The sequence below is a fragment of the Planococcus sp. 11815 genome, assembly GCF_051096385.1.
In the GTDB taxonomy this organism is placed as follows: Bacteria; Bacillota; Bacilli; order Bacillales_A; family Planococcaceae; genus Planococcus; species Planococcus citreus.
Genome location: NZ_CP096991.1, coordinates 3221693 through 3242822, shown reverse-complemented (window position 1 = coordinate 3242822; position 21130 = coordinate 3221693). Strand labels below are relative to the sequence as shown.

General features: G+C 50.1%; 19 protein-coding genes. 15 read left to right on the top strand and 4 right to left on the bottom strand.

Annotation, left to right across the window (positions count from 1 at the left end):
• Window positions 1-25 precede the first annotated feature (25 nt).
• The 7 genes from M1Q06_RS16295 (at window position 26) to M1Q06_RS16265 (ending at window position 4206) form a co-directional block, all read left to right on the top strand.
• On the top strand, window positions 26-250 hold the full coding sequence (locus M1Q06_RS16295; protein WP_101192032.1) for a hypothetical protein: 225 nt from the start codon (window positions 26-28) through the stop codon (window positions 248-250).
• A gap of 187 nt (window positions 251-437) precedes the next feature.
• Window positions 438-644 (top strand): hypothetical protein, encoded by a 207-nt coding sequence (locus tag M1Q06_RS16290; protein ID WP_434400760.1) that lies wholly within the window; start codon window positions 438-440, stop codon window positions 642-644.
• Window positions 645-683: 39 nt separating this feature from the next.
• On the top strand, window positions 684-884 hold the full coding sequence (locus M1Q06_RS16285) for a hypothetical protein (RefSeq protein WP_121299280.1): 201 nt from the start codon (window positions 684-686) through the stop codon (window positions 882-884).
• A 62-nt stretch (window positions 885-946) separates the two neighbouring features.
• The gene (locus M1Q06_RS16280) at window positions 947-1510 is read left to right on the top strand and encodes a DNA-3-methyladenine glycosylase I (protein ID WP_434400758.1); all 564 of its coding nucleotides are present in this window, start codon (window positions 947-949) and stop codon (window positions 1508-1510) included.
• Window positions 1511-1592: 82 nt separating this feature from the next.
• The gene (locus M1Q06_RS16275) at window positions 1593-1862 is read left to right on the top strand and encodes a hypothetical protein (protein ID WP_434400756.1); all 270 of its coding nucleotides are present in this window, start codon (window positions 1593-1595) and stop codon (window positions 1860-1862) included.
• 311 nt (window positions 1863-2173) lie between these two features.
• On the top strand, window positions 2174-3703 hold the full coding sequence (mqo, locus tag M1Q06_RS16270) for a malate dehydrogenase (quinone) (RefSeq protein WP_434400754.1): 1530 nt from the start codon (window positions 2174-2176) through the stop codon (window positions 3701-3703).
• Window positions 3704-3789: 86 nt separating this feature from the next.
• On the top strand, window positions 3790-4206 hold the full coding sequence (locus M1Q06_RS16265; protein ID WP_404335536.1) for a GNAT family N-acetyltransferase: 417 nt from the start codon (window positions 3790-3792) through the stop codon (window positions 4204-4206).
• Window positions 4207-4243: 37 nt separating this feature from the next.
• Here the strand turns inward: M1Q06_RS16265 and M1Q06_RS16260 are convergent, their stop codons facing one another.
• Window positions 4244-4780, bottom strand: coding sequence for an ECF transporter S component (locus tag M1Q06_RS16260; RefSeq protein ID WP_058382354.1), 537 nt, complete (start codon window positions 4778-4780; stop codon window positions 4244-4246).
• 444 nt (window positions 4781-5224) lie between these two features.
• Window positions 5225-5674: an SRPBCC family protein gene (locus M1Q06_RS16255; protein ID WP_434400752.1), complete on the bottom strand. Its 450-nt coding sequence runs from the start codon at window positions 5672-5674 to the stop codon at window positions 5225-5227.
• A gap of 159 nt (window positions 5675-5833) precedes the next feature.
• Between M1Q06_RS16255 and M1Q06_RS16250 the strand changes: the two genes are divergently transcribed.
• Window positions 5834-8947: an SNF2 helicase associated domain-containing protein gene (locus tag M1Q06_RS16250; RefSeq protein WP_434400750.1), complete on the top strand. Its 3114-nt coding sequence runs from the start codon at window positions 5834-5836 to the stop codon at window positions 8945-8947.
• A gap of 369 nt (window positions 8948-9316) precedes the next feature.
• Here the strand turns inward: M1Q06_RS16250 and M1Q06_RS16245 are convergent, their stop codons facing one another.
• The gene (locus M1Q06_RS16245; RefSeq protein ID WP_434400748.1) at window positions 9317-10075 is read right to left on the bottom strand and encodes a polyphenol oxidase family protein; all 759 of its coding nucleotides are present in this window, start codon (window positions 10073-10075) and stop codon (window positions 9317-9319) included.
• A gap of 153 nt (window positions 10076-10228) precedes the next feature.
• Between M1Q06_RS16245 and M1Q06_RS16240 the strand changes: the two genes are divergently transcribed.
• Both M1Q06_RS16240 and M1Q06_RS16235 read left to right on the top strand, forming a co-directional pair.
• Window positions 10229-10843 (top strand): NUDIX hydrolase, encoded by a 615-nt coding sequence (locus M1Q06_RS16240; protein WP_434400746.1) that lies wholly within the window; start codon window positions 10229-10231, stop codon window positions 10841-10843.
• A gap of 115 nt (window positions 10844-10958) precedes the next feature.
• Window positions 10959-12032 carry a branched-chain amino acid aminotransferase gene (locus M1Q06_RS16235; protein WP_434400744.1) on the top strand — a complete coding sequence of 358 codons (1074 nt, stop codon included), beginning with the start codon at window positions 10959-10961 and terminating at the stop codon, window positions 12030-12032.
• 246 nt (window positions 12033-12278) lie between these two features.
• Here M1Q06_RS16235 and M1Q06_RS16230 read toward each other — a convergent pair whose 3' ends face one another.
• A complete protein-coding gene (locus M1Q06_RS16230) occupies window positions 12279-13130 on the bottom strand; it encodes a TetR/AcrR family transcriptional regulator (protein ID WP_434400742.1) in 852 nt (283 codons plus the stop codon).
• 98 nt (window positions 13131-13228) lie between these two features.
• Between M1Q06_RS16230 and M1Q06_RS16225 the strand changes: the two genes are divergently transcribed.
• From M1Q06_RS16225 to proB, 5 genes are all read left to right on the top strand, one after another.
• Window positions 13229-16324 (top strand): efflux RND transporter permease subunit, encoded by a 3096-nt coding sequence (locus tag M1Q06_RS16225; protein WP_434400740.1) that lies wholly within the window; start codon window positions 13229-13231, stop codon window positions 16322-16324.
• A gap of 173 nt (window positions 16325-16497) precedes the next feature.
• Window positions 16498-17934, top strand: coding sequence for an alkaline phosphatase (locus tag M1Q06_RS16220; RefSeq protein ID WP_434400738.1), 1437 nt, complete (start codon window positions 16498-16500; stop codon window positions 17932-17934).
• A 22-nt stretch (window positions 17935-17956) separates the two neighbouring features.
• Complete coding sequence (locus M1Q06_RS16215) at window positions 17957-18592, top strand: DUF4352 domain-containing protein (RefSeq protein ID WP_058382364.1); 636 nt, start codon at window positions 17957-17959, stop codon at window positions 18590-18592.
• A 184-nt stretch (window positions 18593-18776) separates the two neighbouring features.
• A complete protein-coding gene (locus M1Q06_RS16210; protein WP_434400736.1) occupies window positions 18777-19814 on the top strand; it encodes a hypothetical protein in 1038 nt (345 codons plus the stop codon).
• A 524-nt stretch (window positions 19815-20338) separates the two neighbouring features.
• Window positions 20339-21109: a glutamate 5-kinase gene (gene proB, locus M1Q06_RS16205; RefSeq protein ID WP_434400734.1), complete on the top strand. Its 771-nt coding sequence runs from the start codon at window positions 20339-20341 to the stop codon at window positions 21107-21109.
• The last annotated feature ends 21 nt before the right edge of the window (window positions 21110-21130 follow it).

Below are 21130 nucleotides of genomic sequence, written 5' to 3'. Positions count from 1 at the left end.
ATCAGGTATGAAATGGGGGAGCGGGATGTCGAATATTGGGATGTTTGGAATGGGCAGTTGGATGGGCATCGTTTCAGCCCTTTTGTTTGTGGCCAGCTTTTACTTTACGTTAACGTTTTTCGAGCAATTGAAATCGGAAGATGGGCGCGTACGCAAACAATCGAAAATCGCGGCCGTGATTTGTTTAACCGTCGCGTTATTGCTGCCTGCTGTTTATCAGCTGTATTTCGTTAACGAAATGATGCGATAGACACGTCGCTTGAACACTAAAAAGCCGAAGCCCTTCGTGAGGGTTTCGGCTTTTTAGTGAGTTGAATGAGTTTTAATTTCAAGGGGATTTATGAAAGCGGCTCTTAATATTGACTGCATGCGACGATAAAAGGGTTTTCTATAAAGTTTGTAGAAGTTTACACCATGATTGGAAGGGGATATGAATTGTGGATAATATGATGATGTTCAATATAGGCGATATCATTGCAACGTTCTTCCTCCTGGGCTTTTTCATTTTGGCGATCGTGCTGGTAGTAGCTGCCGTAAAGTCATCGGCCAACAAGAACAAAAAGCTGCATGCGGATGAAATGGATTTGCAAAAGCGCATCAAGGCACTGGAATTGCGCGTTAAAAAACTGGAGAATGAACAGTGAAAAGAACCTAAGGATCGATAGCGAAAGGGGGAAATAAAAATGGAAATGCCTGGTGGAATTACGGTGGCGCTCATCATCTTTGGCCTTTTTTTGCTCATTACCGGGCTTTTGGTCGGCAGTATCCTTGTGATGCTGAAAAAGAGCAAGTCCAATAAAGTGGACGATGTGCCGAATCAACAAACACCTGTAAAAAGTGTCAAAGTAGAGGAACGGGAAACGCCGGAAGACGATAATCGGTAAAGAAGCGGGAAGGATTGCCGCTTCTTTTTTTTCATCATAAAAAAACAGGAAGAGGTGCTCCAATGGCGCAATGCGAATGGCCGAAAGGTGACGAACGGATGCAGGCCTATCACGACGAGGAATGGTGCCGGCCAAGCCGCGATGAACGCTATTTATTTGAAATGCTGAGCTTGGAAGGCGCCCAAGCAGGCTTGTCCTGGCAGATCGTGCTGTCAAAACGCGATAGCTACAAAGAGGCTTTTCACAATTTCGATATAGATTATTGCGCCGCATTGACGGATGAAGCGCTTGCTGAGATCAAGGAACAATACGGCGTAATCAAACACGGTGCCAAGCTCCAATCCGTCCGCACGAATGCACGGGCGGTGAAGGAGATCCAATCCGAATTCACGAGTTTTGCCGAGTATCTATGGAGTTTCACTGACGGCCAAGCGGTGATCAACGAATGGCAATCGGACGGGCAAATACCCGCCCAATCGGAATTGTCGGTAAAGCTCAGCAAAGATTTGAAAAAGCGCGGATTTAAATTTGTCGGCCCGGTCACGACCTACTCGTTTCTTCAGGCAGTAGGAATGGTCGACGATCATGTCATCAGCTGCCCATTCCACAGCGCGAACCGAACATAAATTAAAAAATTGGGAACAGTTGGAATTCTATATAGGTTCACTTCCATTTTTGTGCTAAAATATGGAAAAAGGGGTGAGCGGGATGAAGCTGATATGCCAGGCAGCAGCTGGGGCGATGATGGTCCATCTTTTGTATTGGATTGTTACATTTACGGTCGGATATGCGAAAACGATGCTGTATCAGCCGAATATCGAAGCGTTATGGGCGAATGAGCACGTGTTACAGTCGGAAGTGTCATTCGGCTATACGGTTTCCCCGATCGGGTACATGGTAAGTTTTCTCGCCACGGCCTGGCTGTTCTGGTGCCTGCTTGCCCTATACAAGAAATTCGCTTCCAAGCCAAGCTGGTAAAACTCAATTGTACTGAAGACCCTGTAGAGACCGTCGCAATGACGGTCTCTTTTTGCATGGGCGCAGATTGCGGAATAGACTAAGCTGCTCGTTCGAAGGGGGATTACGCGCCTTCAGTGCAGGAATCTGCTTTTTCATCTCATGGCTTTGCACAAAAGGCTTATTTTCTTTAATCCTTACGCAAAATGGTTTATAATTGTCCGTTAGTAGTAGAAATTTTGTGTCACACAGGCATACAATAGATGATGGATTTAACACGGAAGCGGTGGACTCGAAAGCCGCTAATACTTGCGTAGAAAAGGAAGGTATACATGAGCAATAGAGAAACTGATACAGATGTAATCTTAATCGGTGCTGGTATTATGAGTGCGACTTTGGGGATTCTCCTGAAAGAATTGTCCCCAGATATGAAAATCAATGTGTTCGAGAAATTATCGAGCCCTGGCGAAGAAAGTTCGAACGAATGGAACAACGCCGGTACAGGCCACGCAGCCCTTTGTGAATTGAACTATACGAAAGAAAAACCGGACGGCACGATGGATATCAGCAAAGCCATTGACGTCAACGAACAATTCCAGGTATCGGCCCAGTTCTGGTCCCATCTCGTGAAAACGGGATTGTTGAAAAACCCGGAAGAATTCATTCGCCCGCTTCCGCACATCAGCATGGTGCAAGGCGAAGACAATATCCGTTTCCTGAAAAAACGTTTTGACGCAATGATTAAAAACCCGCTCTTTACAGGCATGGAATTTTCCGAAGACCCGGAAGTGCTGAAAGAATGGATGCCGTTGATCATGGCAAACCGCCAAGACAACGAGCCGATTGCGGCGACAAAAATCGATACGGGCACGGACGTCAACTTCGGCGCTTTGACGCGCATGCTGTTCGACCGTCTCGTAAAAGAAGACGTAAACGTTCATTACCGCCACGTGGTGCAGGATTTGAAACAAATGAAAGATGGCCGTTGGTTGCTGAAAGTCAAAAACTTGGAGACCGGCAAACTCGATGTACACACAGCGAAGTTCGTCTTTATTGGCGGCGGCGGTGCAAGCATCCACTTGCTCCAAAAATCCGGCATCCCGGAATCCAAGCATATCGGCGGATTCCCGGTCAGCGGCCTGTTCATGGTCTGCAAAAACCCGGAAGTCATCGAACAGCATCACGCGAAAGTCTACGGCAAAGCGAAAGTCGGCGCACCGCCGATGTCCGTGCCTCACTTGGATACCCGCTTTATCGACGACAAGAAATCCTTGTTGTTCGGGCCGTTCGCAGGCTTTACGCCGAAGTTCCTGAAAACCGGCTCTTATATGGACTTGGTGGCATCCGTCAAGCCGAATAACGTATTGACGATGCTGTCAGGCGGAGCGAAAAACTTGTCGCTGACACAATACCTGATCCAGCAAGTCATCCAGTCGAAAGAACAGCGCATGGAAGAACTGCGCGAATTCATCCCGGCTGCGAAAAGCGATGACTGGGAGCTCGTTGTCGCAGGACAACGCGTTCAGGTCATCAAAGATACCGACGCAGGCGGCAAAGGCACGCTGCAATTCGGCACGGAAGTCGTCAGCTCAGCAGACGGCACGATCTCTGCGCTTCTTGGTGCATCCCCGGGTGCATCGACAGCGGTCCATGTCATGCTCGACGTGCTCGCACGCTGCTTCCCTGAAGACCTTGCAAAATGGGAGCCACAGATCAAGGAAATGATTCCGTCCTACGGCAAATCCTTGATGAACAACGAAGAGCTATTGAAACATGTGCATAAATACACAGCAGAAACGCTGGATTTGAATGAAGTGAAACCGGCCGACCATGCGCCGGAAGATTTAACACCGCAAATTTAATGAAGAGAAAACCGCCGAGAGCAATCTTGGCGGTTTTTTTGCAAGTTTTGGAAAGCAATTAAACTATTTCGGCAGGAGGCATTCATATGGCACAGGCAGGGGATGCGCTGGAGATTACGATCCGAAGCTACGAAGAAAAAGATTTGGAGCACATCCAACGGTTGAACCAACAACAAGGATGGACAGGTCTGGTGGAGAAAAATATCCAAACAAAAGAAGCGTGGAAAAACTTGAACATCGCTTATGTGGCAGAATCACAAGACCAGGGGCTCATAGCTTATATAAGAGGAGTCACCGACGGCTCTGTCAGCACGTATATTAGCGAACTGCTTGTAGCTCAACCATTTAGAGGATGCGGGGCTGGGAAAAAGTTACTGGATTTTGTGCACGCGTTGCACCCAGATACAAGAATCGATCTTCTAGCCTCCAGCTCGTCGAGTTCTTTTTACGAAGGCAATGGGTTCCGGCCTTTTTATGGATTCAGAAAATCACTTCGCAAATAAAAAATGCCGCTCCTGAAATGTCAGGAGTGGCATTTTATTAATTTCTGAAGTAAGGTGTTTTCTTCAACGCTGCAACAACTGGAATGGCGAGTGCCAATCCGACTGCGTTTTGCACCAGGTTTCCTGGAATGGAGGCTGCAGGAATGATCCAGCTGCTGAAGATAATCGCTTCACCGATATAGTAGATAGCGACCATGACCGGAATGGAAAGCGCCGCAGCCAGGATGTTGAATCCAAGGCTTTCGCCGCCGCGCCCGCCCGACCAGGCGATTTTCCCGACCAGGTAGCCTTGCAAGCCGCGTGCGATGATGGTGATCGGCGCCCATAGCGTCCAGCCTGATACTAAATCGAAGAGCCCCATTCCGACTGCTCCGGCGATGGCGCCTTTTTTCGGCCCGAACAACAGGGCTGCCGTGAACAGCATCGTCGTGCCAAGGTGGACCAGTCCGCCATTTGCCGCAATCGGCAGGCGGATGTTGAGCAACATCGTTGCCACAAAAACAAGTGCGATGAGCATCGAAGTGATGATCAAATCATAGGTTTTGGAACTGGAATAAGTCGTAGTTTTTTGCATGAAACGATTCCTTCTTTCTTGGACATCCGCCAGGCGCAAGGCCCTCCAGCAATGCCGTGTAGTTTTGAACTACTGTAGCAAGTAATTGACCTAGTTAAAAGTATCAATTCTGAATAATTTTTAGGGGTCAGTTTTAAAGGAAGAGGTAGAGGCTTCGGATTTTTGGAGTTGACAGGGCACGGTGTATAGGCTATTGTTAACTACGCGATGAGCTAAGCTGCATAAGACGGACAGGCATTCCTTTATGGAACACGTTGTGGAGCGTGGCCTGATACGCCGCAGCTATCGATACATCCCGCATTTATGCGGGGTGTTTTTTAATGCCCAAAAAACCCGTATGCCGGAATTTAGCATACGGGTTTTCAATTAGTTCAATAAGCGAGCCAGTGATGATCGCTAGTTTCTTTCCAAGCTCAGTTGATTTATCCTTTGGGCAACTAGGGTTCACCGCTCCAATTCACAAGCCGCTTTGAGATTTTCAAGCGTATGGCGAAGTGTGTTCTTCTCCAGCCGGTCGTAGACCAATCGCTCGGTAAAACGGTCGAAAGCGCTGCCGGGCAGATCGATTTCCAGTTCGAAGACAGCTTCCGTTCCGCCTTCCATCGAACGGTAATAGCTCTTTTGGTGGGCGATAAAGCTGCCTGTGATGATGCCTTCCCAAAATCCTTCATCTCCGCCGCGTTCACAGCGAATTACATTGATCGTCACCGGGAAGCGCAAGCCGACAATGGAAAACACCGTCTCGACTTCAGTGCCTGCATCGCCGGTGCCTTCGATTCTTTCCGGTTTGGATAAATGATTGTAAAAACTCGTCCAGTTTCCGGGTTTCTTGGCGAACTGGAACACTTCGTCGATCGGCGCTTGGATGAATATGCTTTGATGGGCACGAGCCATTGCTATCTCCCCCTTGGAATCAAGCTATCAATTAATAACTGAAAATTAAGTCTATTATAAGTTGAAAGCACATGCTATGTAAAGCGCCCCGCTTGAAGACGAACGCGGCATGCCGGATAATGAATGTACGACATCATCACGCAGAAGAAAGGGGCCGCTATGGAATTTTGGATCAGCGATAAACATATCCGCAAATTATGCGGCCAGGCTGCCTATAAAAAAGGCCAAGCGTTTCAAATGGCCGGAAAAGTCAATATCACAGAAGCCAATGACCAGTCCATAACAGCTATTGTCGAAGGGCGCAGCTCATTCTACGTCGAGCTAACCCGTTCACAAGCCGGGACCATTCATGCAGAATGCAGCTGCCCGCCTGTCGGATTCATCCATACATATTGCCATCACATTGCAGCGGTGATGATCGCCGCGGAAGAGCTTGGCCAACGGGAGCGTCCACTAGCTGAGCAGATGTTCGGCTTGTTTGAAGAAGACGACAAGCCTTCTGCCCGGCTGCATCGCTTCGACCGGCGCGTGCCGTATCACGTGGAAGCAGCCATACGCAGTGGAGGCAAAGAGCAATTGGTACTGACGTTCCGGAGCGGCACGGCCATCTTGAAAAATGTAAGGGATCCCCTGCGTTTCGTCTCGGCCCTGTCGAATGGCCAATACGAGGAGACCGCAGCGATTCCATACGACCCAAGCCGCCATGCACTCGAACAACCGGTCCTGGAGCTGCTTCAAGTGCTCGATAAAAGCAATCCCCAGCCGGATGAAAACGGAAAATTGCTCGTTTCCGCAAGCGATTGGGAGCGCTTGTTGCCATTGTTGCGCGAAATAACGCATGCCAAATTTGAAAATCCACTCGGGGAAGTGCTGCCATTTCACGTAACGGATACACTGCCAGTGTCATTTCGACTAGACCACGGCACTAGCGGATACCGCTTGATCGTCCGTGGTTTGGAGCGTCTTCAAATTTTTCCGAAGTACGGCGTCGCCTTGACGGAAGAATCGATTGTCCAGCCGGCCAGTGCCGATATGAAGCGTCTCTCAGGCTTGCAGGAATTGATGCAAGGGGCAGGCGAGGAGCTGGCGGTCGAGGAAAGCCAAGTCGCCCATATGATGAAAGTCGTCTTGCCGGGGCTGGAAAAGCTCGGGCCGGTCATCGTGACTGAAAAGGCGATTGAGAAAATCGGGGAAACGCCGCTGCGCGCGAAACTGTATCTCGATCGCGTGCGCAGCCGACTGCTTGCAGGACTTGAATTTCATTACGGACAGCTCATCATCAATCCGTGCGAAGAGCCCGACGGAACATACCGGCAGTATCCTGGTGTGTTCCGCCAGCTCGAAAAAGAACGGGCCATCATGGACTTGATGGCGTCGGGGCGGCTGACGAAAACGGACGGCGGTTTCTATCTCCAGGACGAAGAAGCGGAATATGATTTCCTTTACGATACGGTGCCGCTGCTCGAAGAATGGCTCGAGGTCTATGCGACAACTTCGGTGAAAATGCGCATCCAAAAAACCTTGCCGGGGCCGAAAATCCGTGTCAATCTGCCGAAAGACCGGACCGATTGGCTGGAGTTCCGCTTTGATCTCGGGGGCATACCGGAAGAAGAATTACGGGGGATTATCCGCGCCATTCGGGAGAAAAAGCGCTATTTTCGCATCCCTAACGGTACGTTAATGTCGCTTGAAACTCCGGGCATGGCGGCGTTTGAGGAGTATTTGGCTGTCATGAACATCGATGAAGATAATTTTGAACGCGTTCAGCGCATTCCGCTGCTGGAAGGCATGCGGCTTGCCGGGAGCCTCGAACAGCACGAATTATCGGAGACAGGGACGGAATTTGCGCGCTTGCTGAAAGAGCTGCACCATCCGTGGACGCAATCACAACAATTGCCGGCGCATTTTGAAGGCATTTTAAGGGATTATCAAAAACGCGGCTTCAGCTGGTTCCGTTTGCTGGCGAAGTACGGATTCGGCGGCATATTGGCAGATGAGATGGGACTCGGAAAAACCGTCCAGAGCATCGCTTTTGTGCAATCGGTGCTGGAAGACATCCGCAAGAGCGATGAACCGGCGCTGATCGTTGCGCCTTCTTCGCTCATGTACAATTGGCAAGCCGAATTCGAGCGCTTTGCACCGGAGATCCAGACGGTCATCGTCGACGGCCCGAAAGCAAAGCGGACGCAAGCCTTGAAAGAGCCCGGTGATGTGTATATCACTTCTTATCCGGCGCTGCGGATGGACCGGGGGGCATATAAAGATTGGACCTTCCATACGATTTTCTTCGATGAAGCGCAAGCTTTTAAAAATCCGGCGACTCAAACCGCCAAAGCCGTGAAAGAGCTGAACGCACGGCATCGGTTCGCGCTCACTGGGACGCCGATTGAAAACTCGCTCGATGAATTGTGGTCGATTTTCCACGTCGTCTTTCCGGCGCTGCTTCCGGACCGCAGCCAGTTTGCGGAACTGCGCAACGCCGATATCGCCAAGCGCGTGCGGCCGTTCCTGTTGCGCCGGACGAAAGCGGAAGTGCTTGGGGAAGTGCCGCAAAAGATCGAGCGCATCGAACATTCCGAACTCCACGAAGAGCAGAAGAAACTGTACACGGCGTATCTCGCGGAACTGCGCCACGAAGCCTTGAAGCATCTGCGCGACAATAGCATGCGCAAAAACCGCATCCGCATTCTTGCGGGACTGACGCGTCTGCGGCAATTATGCTGCCACCCATCATTGTTTGTGGAAGACTACTCCGGTGGCTCGGCGAAGTTCGAGCAATTGCTGGAAATCCTGGAAGAGGCGCGCTTGACCGGCCGCCGTGTGCTGGTGTTCTCACAGTTTACGGGCATGCTCAATATCATCGGCCAGTCGCTCTTGCGCTCAGGAAGGTCGTATTTCTATTTAGATGGCTCGACGCCGCCAAAAGAGCGCGTGGAATTATGCGACCGCTTTAACGAAGGCGAAGAGGACCTGTTTTTGATTTCTTTGAAAGCGGGCGGGACCGGGCTCAATTTGACGGGGGCCGATACGGTCATCCTGTATGATTTGTGGTGGAACCCGGCCGTCGAACAGCAGGCAGCGGACCGAGCACACCGGATGGGGCAGAAGCGGGAAGTGCAAGTGCTGCGTTTAGTGGCGAAAGGAACGATTGAAGAGAAGATGTACGACCTGCAGCTGCGCAAGCAGGATTTGGTGGATGAGATGATCCAATCCGGTTCAGAAGCCGTGCAATCGATGAGTGAAGAGGACATTCGGGAGATTTTGATGATTTGAAGATATAATTGATGAATTATACCGTCTGGTAGTTGAAGCCAGTGTGCATAGCCAGTGCTAATAGACTGCGCTTCAATGGCTGCTTTGGGCTCGCAGGATGCGAGTCATGCAGCTGATGCGACAGGACGTCGCGTTTTCAGCTGCCCGGGAATGGGGCGGGTGTTGAGCCAATGTGCCGAAGAGCATGACACATTTGTCTCGCCAGCCCGCACGGTCCCCCAGGAGTCAGCCATTTCCGCTCCGTCTCTAGTTTAAGAGTAGGAAGTTATTGTATCTCTCTTAAAGCAGGATGTAAAAACCGATAATCCAGTCGATCGTCAGTTCAAATAGTTATTATAAAAAGCTCTCCCTATGCGGAAGAGCTTTTTGCTATTTCTTGACGATATAAGCCATATGGCGGCCGCATTGTCTGTCTTCGCGGTAGGAAAAGCCGTCTGGACTCTTGAAGGTGCAGCTTCGGTCGATGTCGATATATTCGGCTGGAATGCCTGCGCGTTCCAGCTGGGTTTTGACCGTGAGTTGATTGTCGATATGGTATTTCCTGGTTTCTTCGTTGAATTCGATGAACGGGTCGGCATAGCCGAGTGCTTTGAATTTCACGTAGACGTCTTCATCCACTTCAAATTTCTCCTGGCTGAGCGACATGCCGATCTGGACGCGGAATCCTTCCGGCGCGCAGTTTTCATTGGCGGTTAAATGGGCAAACAAGTGCGGCACGAGTTCCTTTACGGTTCCTTGCCATCCGGAATGTACGGCACCGACCAACTCTTCCGTTACGTGATAGAAAGTTACGGGCACGCAATCAGCGGCAAAACTCGAGAGCACGAGTCCTGTATCGCGCGTATAGAGCGCATCGGTATCCGCAATCGCATCGTCTAGAATGCGGGCGCCTTTGCCTGCATCTGCACGGGTCACTTTTCGGAAATGCTTGCTGTGGGTTTGATTGGCGCAGACAAGTTCATCGAGGGTGTGGCCAAGTGAAGCAAGCAAGGCTTTTCGGTTTTCGAGTGAATGCTCGCGATGGGTTCCGGCGTGGAGCGCCAAGTTATTATCGCCGCTCGTTTGCGGGTCTTTTACGGTCATGCCCGCGATATAGGAATCGTTGTCGATATATGTTTTTCGGTTCAAGTCTATCCCCTCCGCTCCAATTGTAGCGAAGGCGCAGTGCGTTCGCCAATAGATGGCAAGGGAATTCGGATTTTTCATCTTTCCGGAGCGATTGAAAGGCCGGGCACTTCGATTATTTGGTAAGATAGGAAGAAAGAAAGTCGAGGTGATGGCATGGAACCGGAAAAGATTTTGGAAAAAGTCAAAGGGCGGGTGCCTGAAGTACTCGGCAACCGGGATTTCTCGAAATATGCGATTCTTCTCCCATTGATTGAAAAAGAAGACGGCGTCCATATCCTGTTTGAAGTGCGTTCGTTTGAAATGAGGCGTCAGCCTGGAGAGATTTGTTTTCCGGGCGGGCGCATCGACCGCGGAGACGAAGATGAGGAAGAGACGGCTTTGCGTGAGACGATGGAAGAGCTTGGCATCCGCAAAGAGGCGATCAGCAATGTGTTTCCACTCGATTACATCGTCTCGCCGTTCGGCATGATTGTCTATTCGTTTGCGGGCTTTATTGATCCTGACACGGATTTTAAGCCGAATCCGCCTGAAGTCGACAGCGTCTTCACGGTGCCGCTGAAGTTTTTCCTTGAAAACGAGCCGCGCGTGTACCGCATTGATTTCGATATTCAGCCGGAGGAAAGTTTTCCGTATGACTTGATTGCCGGTGGCGAAAACTACAGCTGGCGTGCGCGCCAAGTGGATGAATTTTTCTATTTATACGAAGACCGCGTCATTTGGGGATTAACGGCGAAAATTCTCATGCATTTCATGGAATTGATCCGCTGAGCCGATTGGCCGATATTTGGCGAATTTGATGAACAGCCTTTTCAGTACGTGGAAATGTGTGTATAATTATTCGAAATTGTGAAAATAAAATTGCTGCATAGAAGGGGACATGACCATGACGACTTATCAATTGGAAGTAATCGAGAATACTGCGAAGAAAGACAAGCCGGCGCAAGACCAGATTCCATTCGGCCAAACTTTCACTGACCATATGTACATCATGGAATACGAAACGGAGAAAGGCTGGCATGAACCGAAGATCGTTCCATACGGTCCGATTTCCTTGGATCCGGCAGCGATGATTTTCCATTACGGGCAGACGGTTTTTGAAGGCATGAAAGCATACCGCACAGAAGACGGGCGCGTATTGCTGTTCCGTCCTGAGAAGAACTTTGAACGCCTCAACTTGTCGAGTGAGCGCCTCAGCATTCCGCCGATCGACGAAGACTTGGCGCTTGAGCACCTGAAGCAATTGATCAAGCTCGAAAAAGACTGGGTGCCGAAAACACCGGGCACATCACTTTATATCCGCCCGTACATTATCTCGACGGATGCCAATTTGGCAGTAGGGCCATCATCTACATATAAGTATATGGTCATCCTGTCTCCTGTCGGCTCCTATTTCCCAGGCGGATTGCAACCAGTTGTCATCCATGTCGAAGACAAGTTCACGCGCGCAGTCAAAGGCGGCACGGGAATGGCAAAAACGGCCGGGAACTATTCTTCCGGCTACCAGGCGCAAGCGAATGCCAAGAAAGAAGGAAATGCGGACGTGTTGTGGCTCGATGGCGTCGAGAAGCGCTATATTGAAGAAGTCGGCAGCATGAACATCTTCTTTAAGATCGATGGGGAAGTATTCACACCTGAGCTCAACGGTAGCATCTTAAAAGGCATCACGCGTATGTCGATCATTGAATTGTTGAATTCATGGGGCGTTCCGGTAACGGAAAAACGCATGGCCATCGATGAACTTTACGAAGCGTACCAAGCTGGAAAAGTCGAAGAAGTCTTCGGGACGGGAACGGCTGCGGTCATTTCCCCGGTCGGTGAACTCAACTGGCAAGGCCAGAAAATGATCATCAACAACCACGAAATCGGTGAATTGTCGCAAAAGCTGTACGATACGATCACTGGCATCCAGACAGGAAAAGTCGAAGACACACTGGACTGGACCGTGGAAATCAACTAAATCAGCGCATGTAAAAAGCAGTATTTTCCGAAGCTTATCGCTCGCTTTCCGTGGGCTCGCGCCCAAGCCTCCTCAGTCGCTTTGCGCCTTGCGGGGTCTCGGTCGTCTCGCTATTCCACAGGAGTCGAGCGAACACTTCTCCAAATACTTAAAGAGATCGTTGATTGTTGAATGTAGAAAAAACGATTCCATTCTAATTCGTAATGAATTAATAGACTTCTTCAACACTCTGAAAAAGCCCGGACATCAATTGTCTGGGCTTTTTTTCTGTTCGTATTTCTTTAATAGATATGATAGCCATTTGGCAGGAGCGTAATCGTAGATATTGGCCTGCAAGCCGTGGAGGATCGCGCGTCTTGGCGTTTCCAACTGGAGCTCTTCGGCAAGCAGCGAGAACGATTCGGCCATGAGCGGCGGGTGCTGTCCGTCTTCCAGTAACTCGGCGATTACCGACAGCAATTTTTCTTCGGTGGTCACTTCCTCGGGACCAGGCATCGGCAATTCGACCATTTCTTCTGTCAGGTAAGCCGTAGTGGAGTAGGCGGCCAGGACGTTGGTCTTTTCGACGAGAAGCTCTGCAATTTTTTCGATATCGTGTGGATATGGATGGAACAACACCAGCTGCGAATAAATGCGCACGAAGCCTTTGATGGAAATGAGCAAGTCATAGCGGCGGCCTCGCAGCTGTTCCCCATACAACTCGTCCAATAACGACAGCAGCGAACGGTCAATCCACGTATCGTAATGGATGAGTTTCTCCAAAATTTCCTCGTTTAGGGCATGCATCGTCTCCTGTGCGTAGATCTTGGCGAAATCCGCATGCTTTTCGAGCAATGCCAGATGGGCAAGAAAATAGAGGCGCAGTTTTTCATCAGGTTTTTGCAAGCTGTTGACTACTCGGTCAATATCAGCGACAAAGCCTTTCATGAATGAATCGATGATTTCTTTGATCAATGACTCCTTTGAAGGGAAAGACAAGTAGAACGCGCCTTTTGATATGCCTGCTTCTTGGGTGATGTGCTGGACGGATGTAGCTTCAATGCCGTTTTCAGCAAAGAGTTGAAGCGCTGATTCCAGGATCTGTTGCTTTTTTGACATATTTGATTCCTCTTTTCCCCTTACTTGTTTGACGCTTGACCAATCGGTCATTACTATAGAGTAGTAAATGGATTTCGTCAAAGAAAGGAAGAATTTGTGTGCAAGGATTCGTGCGTTTTGTGCTGAAAAACAAATTTGCCGTGTGGCTGTTGACTTTAATTGTAACCTTTGCCGGCATTTATTCAACAACCCAAATGAAGATGGAGTCGATCCCTGATATTTCGATTCCCTACTTAATCGTCTCGGGGGTCTACCCGGGGGCTGCACCTGAACAGGTGATGGAAGAAGTATCGATACCTGTAGAACAGGCAGTCGAAAGCCTGGAGGATGTCAAAGCAGTTTATTCAAATTCCTCTTCGAATGTCTCCCAAATCCAGATCGAATACGATTACGGAGTCGATATGGATGAGAAAAAGCGGGAACTTGAATCCGCAGTCGATGGCGTAAACTTGCCTGAGGAAGTGGAGACTCCGTCGATCATGTCGATCGGCCTCAATATGTTCCCGGTGGTTGCACTGTCTGTCAGCAGTGAGACGGAATCGATCGTCGAATTGACGGACCGTGTCCAGACGGCCATTTTGCCGGAGATCGAAAAAATTGATGGCGTCGCCTCTGCGACTGTCACTGGACAGCATGTCGAAGAAATTCATCTGACCTATGACGAAGAAGCGATGGCTGCCCGTGAAGTGACGGAAGAAGACATCCAGCAGATGATCGAAGCGAGCAATATTGCCTTGTCGCTCGGCCTTCGTGAATTTGAAGAAGGCGAAGAAGCGGTCTATATCGACGGTTCGGTTGCTTCTATTGAAGAGTTCGGTGACTTATTGATTCCGGTGACGCCTTCAGAAGACAATCCGGAACCATTTGTTGCCTTGTCTGAACTGGCCGATGTGGAACTGGTCGGGAAAGTGCAGTCGATTTCCCGGACCAACGGCGAAGATGCGATAGCGATTCAAATCGTCAAAGGCCAGGAAGCCAATACGGTCACTGTGGTCAATGAAGTAAAAGACTTGATGGTGGATTTGGAAAGCGAAGTGGACGGCTTGATCGTCGACATTACGCTTGATCAAGGCGAGCCGATCGAGGAATCGGTCTTTGCAATGGTGGAAAAAGCCTTGTTTGGCGGCTTGATTGCCGTGCTGATCATTTTGGTGTTCTTGCGTGATCTCCGTTCGACGCTCATTGCCATCGTCTCGATCCCAGTATCCATTTTCGTGGCATTGCTCCTGTTGAACTGGCTCGATATCACCTTGAACATCATGACGCTCGGTGCCATTACCGTGTCGATCGGCCGGGTCATCGATGACTCGATTGTCGTCGTCGAGAATATTTACCGGCGCATGCATTTGAAAGAAGAGAAATTATCCGGCCGCAAATTGATCCAATCGGCGACGATCGAAATGTTCAAGCCGATCTTATCATCAACGCTTGTAACGATTGCAGTCTTTGCGCCACTGGTCTTTGTCGGTGGAATGGTCGGCGAATTGTTCTTGCCGTTCGCACTGACAATGTCGTTTGCTTTGCTTGCGTCGCTTGCAGTGGCAGTCAGCATCGTGCCGGCGATGTCGCATAGTTTCTTCAAAAAGAAATTATACGGCAAGAAAACAGCATCGAAGCATCAAGAAGTCGGAAAGATGGCGCTTTGGTTCCGTTCATTCCTTGAGAAGTCCTTGAACCATAAGTGGATCACATCGATCATTGCAGTCGTGTTGCTCGCGGGGTCTTTGGCGCTGACACCGTTGATCGGCTTCTCGTTCCTCGGCTCGCAAACCGAGAAAATGATGTACATCACGTATTCCCCTTCAGCCGGAGAGTTGCAGGAAGAGACTGTCGAGAACATCGAAGCGGTCGAGCAAGACTTGCTTGAACGCGAAGACATCGACGTTCTTCAATTATCGATCAACGATTCAGCCAATGCCGATATGGCCCAGATGATGATGGGCGGCGGAGACGGTGCATTATTGTATTTGATCTTTGATGATTCGATTTCAGTCGATGAATTCGAAGAAGCCCGCAGCCGAGTTACGGACTATCTTGCAGGACTCGACCAGTCAGGCGAGTGGGGCGAGCAGGATATGATGGGCGGCGGCATGGCGGCATCGAGTGAAGTCGCGTACACCTTGTACAGCGAAGACCTCGATGACTTGATGGATACCGTTGCACAAGTCGAAGGCGCGATGAGCGAAGTCGACGGCTTGGAAGAAGTGACCTCCGATGCGGAAGATCCTTATGTCGAACATACTTTACGCATCGAACAGCAGGAAATTCTCCAATATGGCCTGACGGCGGGACAAGTCGCGATGGCTTTGTCCGGCGGGGGCCAAAATGAAGTGCTGACGACCGTCAATACAGACGGCGGCGAACTTGAAGTCATTGTCCAGCGTGATGCCCAGCAAGACGCAGCGACTTTTGAAGAGCTTCTGGAGACGCCTGTGCCAACAGCTGCAGGTACCATGATGACTGTCGGCGAATTGGTCGAAGTCGAAGAAGGCACCACCTTGAATACCTTGAGCCGTTCGGAAGGCGCTTATTATGCGACTGTTTCCGGCACGGTGACGGGCAATGACGTGTCTGCGCCAAGTGCGGCCGTCCAGGAAAATGTGGATCAACTGGATCTTCCGACAGGCGTGACGGTAGAAACCGGCGGCGTGACGGCGGATATCAATGAAACCTTCACACAGCTTGGCCTGGCGATGGCAGCGGCAATCGCGATCGTTTACTTTATCCTGGTCGTGACGTTCGGCGGCGGGCTTGCGCCATTCGCCATCCTATTCTCGCTGCCGTTTGCGGTCATCGGTGCATTTGTCGGCCTATATGTCACAGGCCAGACAATTTCCGTATCGGTCATGATGGGGCTGCTCATGCTCATCGGGATCGTCGTAACGAACGCCATCGTCCTTGTCGACCGCGTCATCCATATGGAACGCGAAGGCATGACGGTGCGCAATGCCTTGCTTGAAGCAGGAACGACGCGTCTGCGGCCGATCCTGATGACGGCAATCGCTACGATTGGTGCCATGATTCCGATGGCTCTCTCAAGCGGTGGCGGTGGCCTCGTCTCCCAAGACTTGGCGATCACCGTCATCGGCGGCTTATTGTCCTCGACCTTGCTGACACTCGTGATCGTGCCGGTCGTCTATGAAATACTCCGTAAATTCCAGAAAAACAAATCACTCGTCGATCGCGAAGATTGATCGGCCAAAAACCGGCTTCCTTAATGGAGGCCGGTTTTTAATTTGGAAATCCCCCCGAAATTATTTCCCGGGAAATAGGATTTCTTTAACAAATTCCATACATGCCCTCAACAATTCCTTAATATTCCTTCGATACACTGGCGATGGTCAACAAACACGAGGAGGAATGCCAGATGATCCGAAAATCAATGAAAAAAATTGTTCCAGCCGCAGTGGTGGCAGCAGTCGCCGTGACGAGCTTTACCCCGTCCGCGCCAGCTGAAGCGCACGGGAATGGCAAAGCCGAAGTACATAAAGAACACAAAAATCCTGGAAAAGGGAAAGGGAAAGAGAAGGGCAAAGACAAGGATGCACCGAAAAACGTCATTTTCCTGATCGGTGATGGCGTCGGCACGTCCTATACATCCGCTTACCGTTATTTGCAGGACGATCCATCTGCGCGTTTCGCGGATGAAATGTCGTTCGATTCCTATTTGGTTGGACAGCAAATGACCTATCCGGAAGATGCGCAACAAAATGTCACCGATTCAGCGTCGGCCGCCACTGCCATGGCAGCAGGCATCAAAACCTATAACAATGCCATCGCGGTCGACAACGATGAATCGGAAGTGAAAACCGTACTTGAAGCGGCGAAAGAAAAAGGTAAAGCGACCGGGCTTGTGGCTAGCTCTGAAATCACCCACGCGACACCAGCATCATTCGGCGCGCACGATATCAGCCGCCGTAATATGAACGCCATCGCTGATGATTATTTCGATGAGCGCATCGACGGCGAACATAAAATCGACGTCTTGCTCGGTGGAGGCACCAAACTATTCGACCGCACAGATCGCGATTTGACGGAGGAATTCCAGGAGTCCGGCTATGGCTATGTAACATCGAAAGAAGAGCTGCGCGCCAATGACGACGGTCAAGTGCTCGGCCTGTTCGCAGAAGGCGGCTTGCCGAAAATGATCGACCGCGAAGACAGCGTGCCGTCTCTTGAAGACATGACGCGTTCTGCGATCGATCGCTTGAAGCAGGACGAGGACGGATTCTTCCTGATGATCGAAGGCAGCCAGGTTGACTGGGCAGGACATGACAACGATATCGTCGCAGCGATGAGCGAGATGGAGGATTACGACCGTGCATTCCAGGCGGCAATCGAATTCGCCAAGCAAGATGAAAATACATTGGTCGTAGCGACAGCCGACCACTCGACAGGCGGCTTCTCGATCGGTGCAGACGGCATATACAATTGGTTCGCCGAGCCGATCCTTGCTGCACAGCGCACACCGGATTTCATGGCTTCTGAGATTACGGAAGGTGCCGGCGTAGAGGAAACCTTGGAACGCTATATCGACTTGGACTTGACTGAAGAAGAAATCGCTTCTGTCAAAAAAGCAGCCGACGAAGGTGAATATTTGGACATCGATAACGCCATCGAGCGCATTTTCGATAAACGTTCGCACACAGGCTGGACAACTGGCGGCCATACCGGAGAAGACGTGCCGGTTTATGCTTACGGGCCAGCGAGCCAGAAATTTGCAGGGCAACTGGACAATACGGATCATGCCGGCATCATCTTCGACTTGATGGGCGCGGACGTAACGATCGACGACAAACAATAAACGATAGCAGGGAGCGGATTGGATGAAAGCGAGATTAGCATGGCTGATCGTCCCATTGGCAATGTTATGGGGCTGCCAGAATGAGACAGCACAGGGGACGGCGACTGCGGCGTCTTTAGCGGAAGCACCCGCGTACACGGAACACTATGTCCTTAGCCCACAAGTGAGCGACGACCGCCGCTTGCAGGAACCTGGCCAGAAAGCGCGTGATGCAAAAGGCGGCTTGGAGCTATTGGCAGCCAATATGGAGCCTCAGAAGGTGCAGATCGGCGATATCGAGCTGACCATCCATGAAACGAAGCTGCTGCAATACACGCCGGATTATAGCTTGATCGATTTTTACCATTCCTACACGCATGACCAGGAATTCGAGCTGGCAAAGTTCTTTGTTGAAATCAACAATGCTGCGAGCGAAGAAGTGAATTTTGCGCCAGTCGCATTGATCGAGACAGAAAGCGGCGAAGTGAAGACTTGGGAAGATGACGTGTATTTGGAATCGTTGAATGAAGGGCTGAAACCCGGAGAAGTAAAATCAGGAAATGTTGGCTTCATCGTGGAAGATGGGGCACAAGAAATTAAGTTGACCACCAGCAAGCTATTCGCTGCGGATGGAGAGCTGCTCGCACCCGCACAAACCATCACGATCAAGCTCGATTGATGAAGCATCTTTTTCAATAGAAGAAACAAAACCCGGCTGTTGACCAGACAGCCGGGTTTTGTCGTAGAAAGAGGGAACCTAAGTGGATTTTAATATTAGAATAATCCGATTATTATATTGAATTTTCCAGAAAAATCCTTCATGATAGAGCTAATAATAGGCCGCCTCAAAAGGAGATGGGGTTATGAAGCTAAGTGAACGGTATATTCGGGCAGTGCTGGAACGGCTGCCGCAAGAAAAACGCCAGGACGCGGAAAAAGACCTGAGAAGCAAACTTTCGGAACGGCTCACGGCAGACAGTAGCGAAAGCGAAGAGCGGGCTGTCCTCCAGGAATTCGGCCATCCAGCACTCATGGCGGAGCATTACGGAAAAGGAAGGCGTTACTTGATCGGCCCGCGCTATTTCGATTTATATGTCCGCTTGCTAAGGCTGGTCATTCCGTTGGCAGTTCTCATCACGCTCATTGTCGTGACCATCGTCGGCATCGTTTCAGGGATCGGCCAGGACGAGACGCTAATCACGGTGCTCGGCTCGTTGATCGGCAACATCATCAGCGCGATCTTCAATACCATCATGCAGACTTTGTTCTGGATCACACTCGTCGTTGCCGTGATGGACTGGGCGGATAAATCGGGCGTGGAGACGCCGCTCGGGCTGACGATGGGCGAGTGGACGCCGGATGACTTGAAAGAGTGGAAAGGGCAGGAGGCGCTGCTCGAGCCGGTGGAAGCGAAAGTGGCAAAAAGTCAGATCTTCGGCAGTTTAATTTGGATGGTCATCTGGACGATGGTCTATTTCAATGCCGATAAAGTACTCGGCATTTACACTGACGATGGGGAAGGCTTGCGCTTTCAAATGGCAGTATTCAACCAGGACGTGCTGTTGTCGTATTGGCCATTCATTGCACTCGTCATCGTCCTGGAGTTGTCGCTTGCCATTTGGCAATGGCGCGCCGGCTATTGGAATTACCGGCTGGCTACATTCAATGCCGCGGTCCAAACGGTTTCCGTGCTCGTGTTTATCTTGATCTTCATCAATTCTGAATTGCTCAATACCGAATTCCGCCAGTTCCTCACCGCTACATTTGGCGGAACCAATGCGCTGACGTGGATTTTTGGCGGCATCCTAATCATTATGATTGTGGGTGCGTTGAGCGATATCATCCAAGGCTATCGGCGAGCGGCCAAACGCCGTGAGCTGTCGAAAACAGCGCCTCATTGAATGTGGTACTTTAGAATGAAATAGCAACACTTGTACGCATTTTGCCTGCATCCCTTATGGTGCGGGCTTTTGTTGATCTTTAAATATGTCTTTTTACCTACTTTATATCCATAATGAAAGCCCTTTCATAAGGCGAAATCCCCTCCCTGAACTTGAAATACCCTCTGGTTATGTTACACTTGCCACTTATGAATGGCGTGTTGCAGGCGATCAGCTGCCGGTCGGAATTCACGGCCGGCGAAGAATGCGCAGCCGCCATCTCCGGAACTGGAAATGGTTTATAATGAAACATGCATTTTGAATAAATATTCATAAATATGCAAGTTTTATTGTTTCGAGAACCGTTTTACAAGTATTTTTGAAATTAATAGTTGACTTAAAATGCATTTGATTGCATAATAATTCTTATTATCAGACAACGTAAGTCAGCCATTGTAAAGCGTTTTACGGAGACCGGGTTCTTCCGCTTTTGATCGTAATGGGAGAGCTCATTAAATAATCAAAATCGGGTGGTGACTGTAACAATGGAGAAGAAAAGAATAGTAGTGAAAATAGGAAGCAGCTCATTGACGGACAGCCACGGTAAATTGTCCATCACGAAGTTGCGTGAACATGTCGGTGCGTTGGCCCGCTTGAAAGAAGAAGGCCATGACGTCATCTTAATCTCATCTGGCGCAGTTGCAGCCGGATGCACAAGCATGGGGTATTTATCGCGTCCGGATACAGTTGTCGACAAACAATCGGCGGCAGCCGTCGGACAAAGCTTGCTCGCGCAGGCGTATGCGACGGAATTCAAGAATTTCGATATCGTCTCTGCGCAATTATTGTTGACGAAGGACTTGTACCAAAAAGCGGACGATACCATTTCGAAATTGTTGGAGCGCGGCATGATGCCGGTCATCAACGAAAACGATTCGGTGGCGGTCGAGGAATTGACCTTTGGCGATAACGATATGCTATCGGCCCTTGTCAGCGGGCTTGTCCGTGCTGATCAATTGATCATTCTGACGGACATCAACGGCATTTATGCAGATAATCCGAAGACCAACCCATCCGCTGAAAGATATACCCATCTGAAGGATATTCCAGATGAGCTAATGGAAGCTGCATCGGGTGCAGGATCAGATGTCGGGACAGGCGGCATGAAGACGAAAGTGGAAGCCGCGAAAACAGCCCATAACTTCGGCGTCGATGTGTTCATCGGCACAGGAGAAGGCAGTGAAAAATTGGTTGAGATCATGAATGGAAACGGCGACGGGACGTATATTGCAAAACCCGTTAAAGAATTAGCGTAAGGCACGGAAATTCGAAAGGAG

What these genes read in the sequence shown, in the direction of transcription:
- M1Q06_RS16250 (WP_434400750.1), top strand. Translation starts at nt 5,834, where the DNA reads ATGGAATTTTGGATCAGCGATAAACATATCCGCAAATTATGCGGCCAG.
- M1Q06_RS16280 (WP_434400758.1), top strand. Translation starts at nt 947, where the DNA reads ATGGCGCAATGCGAATGGCCGAAAGGTGACGAACGGATGCAGGCCTAT.
- M1Q06_RS16240 (WP_434400746.1), top strand. Translation starts at nt 10,229, where the DNA reads ATGGAACCGGAAAAGATTTTGGAAAAAGTCAAAGGGCGGGTGCCTGAA.
- M1Q06_RS16295 (WP_101192032.1), top strand. Translation starts at nt 26, where the DNA reads ATGTCGAATATTGGGATGTTTGGAATGGGCAGTTGGATGGGCATCGTT.
- mqo (WP_434400754.1), top strand. Translation starts at nt 2,174, where the DNA reads ATGAGCAATAGAGAAACTGATACAGATGTAATCTTAATCGGTGCTGGT.
- M1Q06_RS16265 (WP_404335536.1), top strand. Translation starts at nt 3,790, where the DNA reads ATGGCACAGGCAGGGGATGCGCTGGAGATTACGATCCGAAGCTACGAA.
- proB (WP_434400734.1), top strand. Translation starts at nt 20,339, where the DNA reads ATGGAGAAGAAAAGAATAGTAGTGAAAATAGGAAGCAGCTCATTGACG.
- M1Q06_RS16235 (WP_434400744.1), top strand. Translation starts at nt 10,959, where the DNA reads ATGACGACTTATCAATTGGAAGTAATCGAGAATACTGCGAAGAAAGAC.
- M1Q06_RS16215 (WP_058382364.1), top strand. Translation starts at nt 17,957, where the DNA reads ATGAAAGCGAGATTAGCATGGCTGATCGTCCCATTGGCAATGTTATGG.
- M1Q06_RS16285 (WP_121299280.1), top strand. Translation starts at nt 684, where the DNA reads ATGGAAATGCCTGGTGGAATTACGGTGGCGCTCATCATCTTTGGCCTT.
- M1Q06_RS16230 (WP_434400742.1), bottom strand. Translation starts at nt 13,130, where the DNA reads ATGTCAAAAAAGCAACAGATCCTGGAATCAGCGCTTCAACTCTTTGCT.
- M1Q06_RS16220 (WP_434400738.1), top strand. Translation starts at nt 16,498, where the DNA reads ATGATCCGAAAATCAATGAAAAAAATTGTTCCAGCCGCAGTGGTGGCA.
- M1Q06_RS16275 (WP_434400756.1), top strand. Translation starts at nt 1,593, where the DNA reads ATGAAGCTGATATGCCAGGCAGCAGCTGGGGCGATGATGGTCCATCTT.
- M1Q06_RS16210 (WP_434400736.1), top strand. Translation starts at nt 18,777, where the DNA reads ATGAAGCTAAGTGAACGGTATATTCGGGCAGTGCTGGAACGGCTGCCG.
- M1Q06_RS16255 (WP_434400752.1), bottom strand. Translation starts at nt 5,674, where the DNA reads ATGGCTCGTGCCCATCAAAGCATATTCATCCAAGCGCCGATCGACGAA.
- M1Q06_RS16260 (WP_058382354.1), bottom strand. Translation starts at nt 4,780, where the DNA reads ATGCAAAAAACTACGACTTATTCCAGTTCCAAAACCTATGATTTGATC.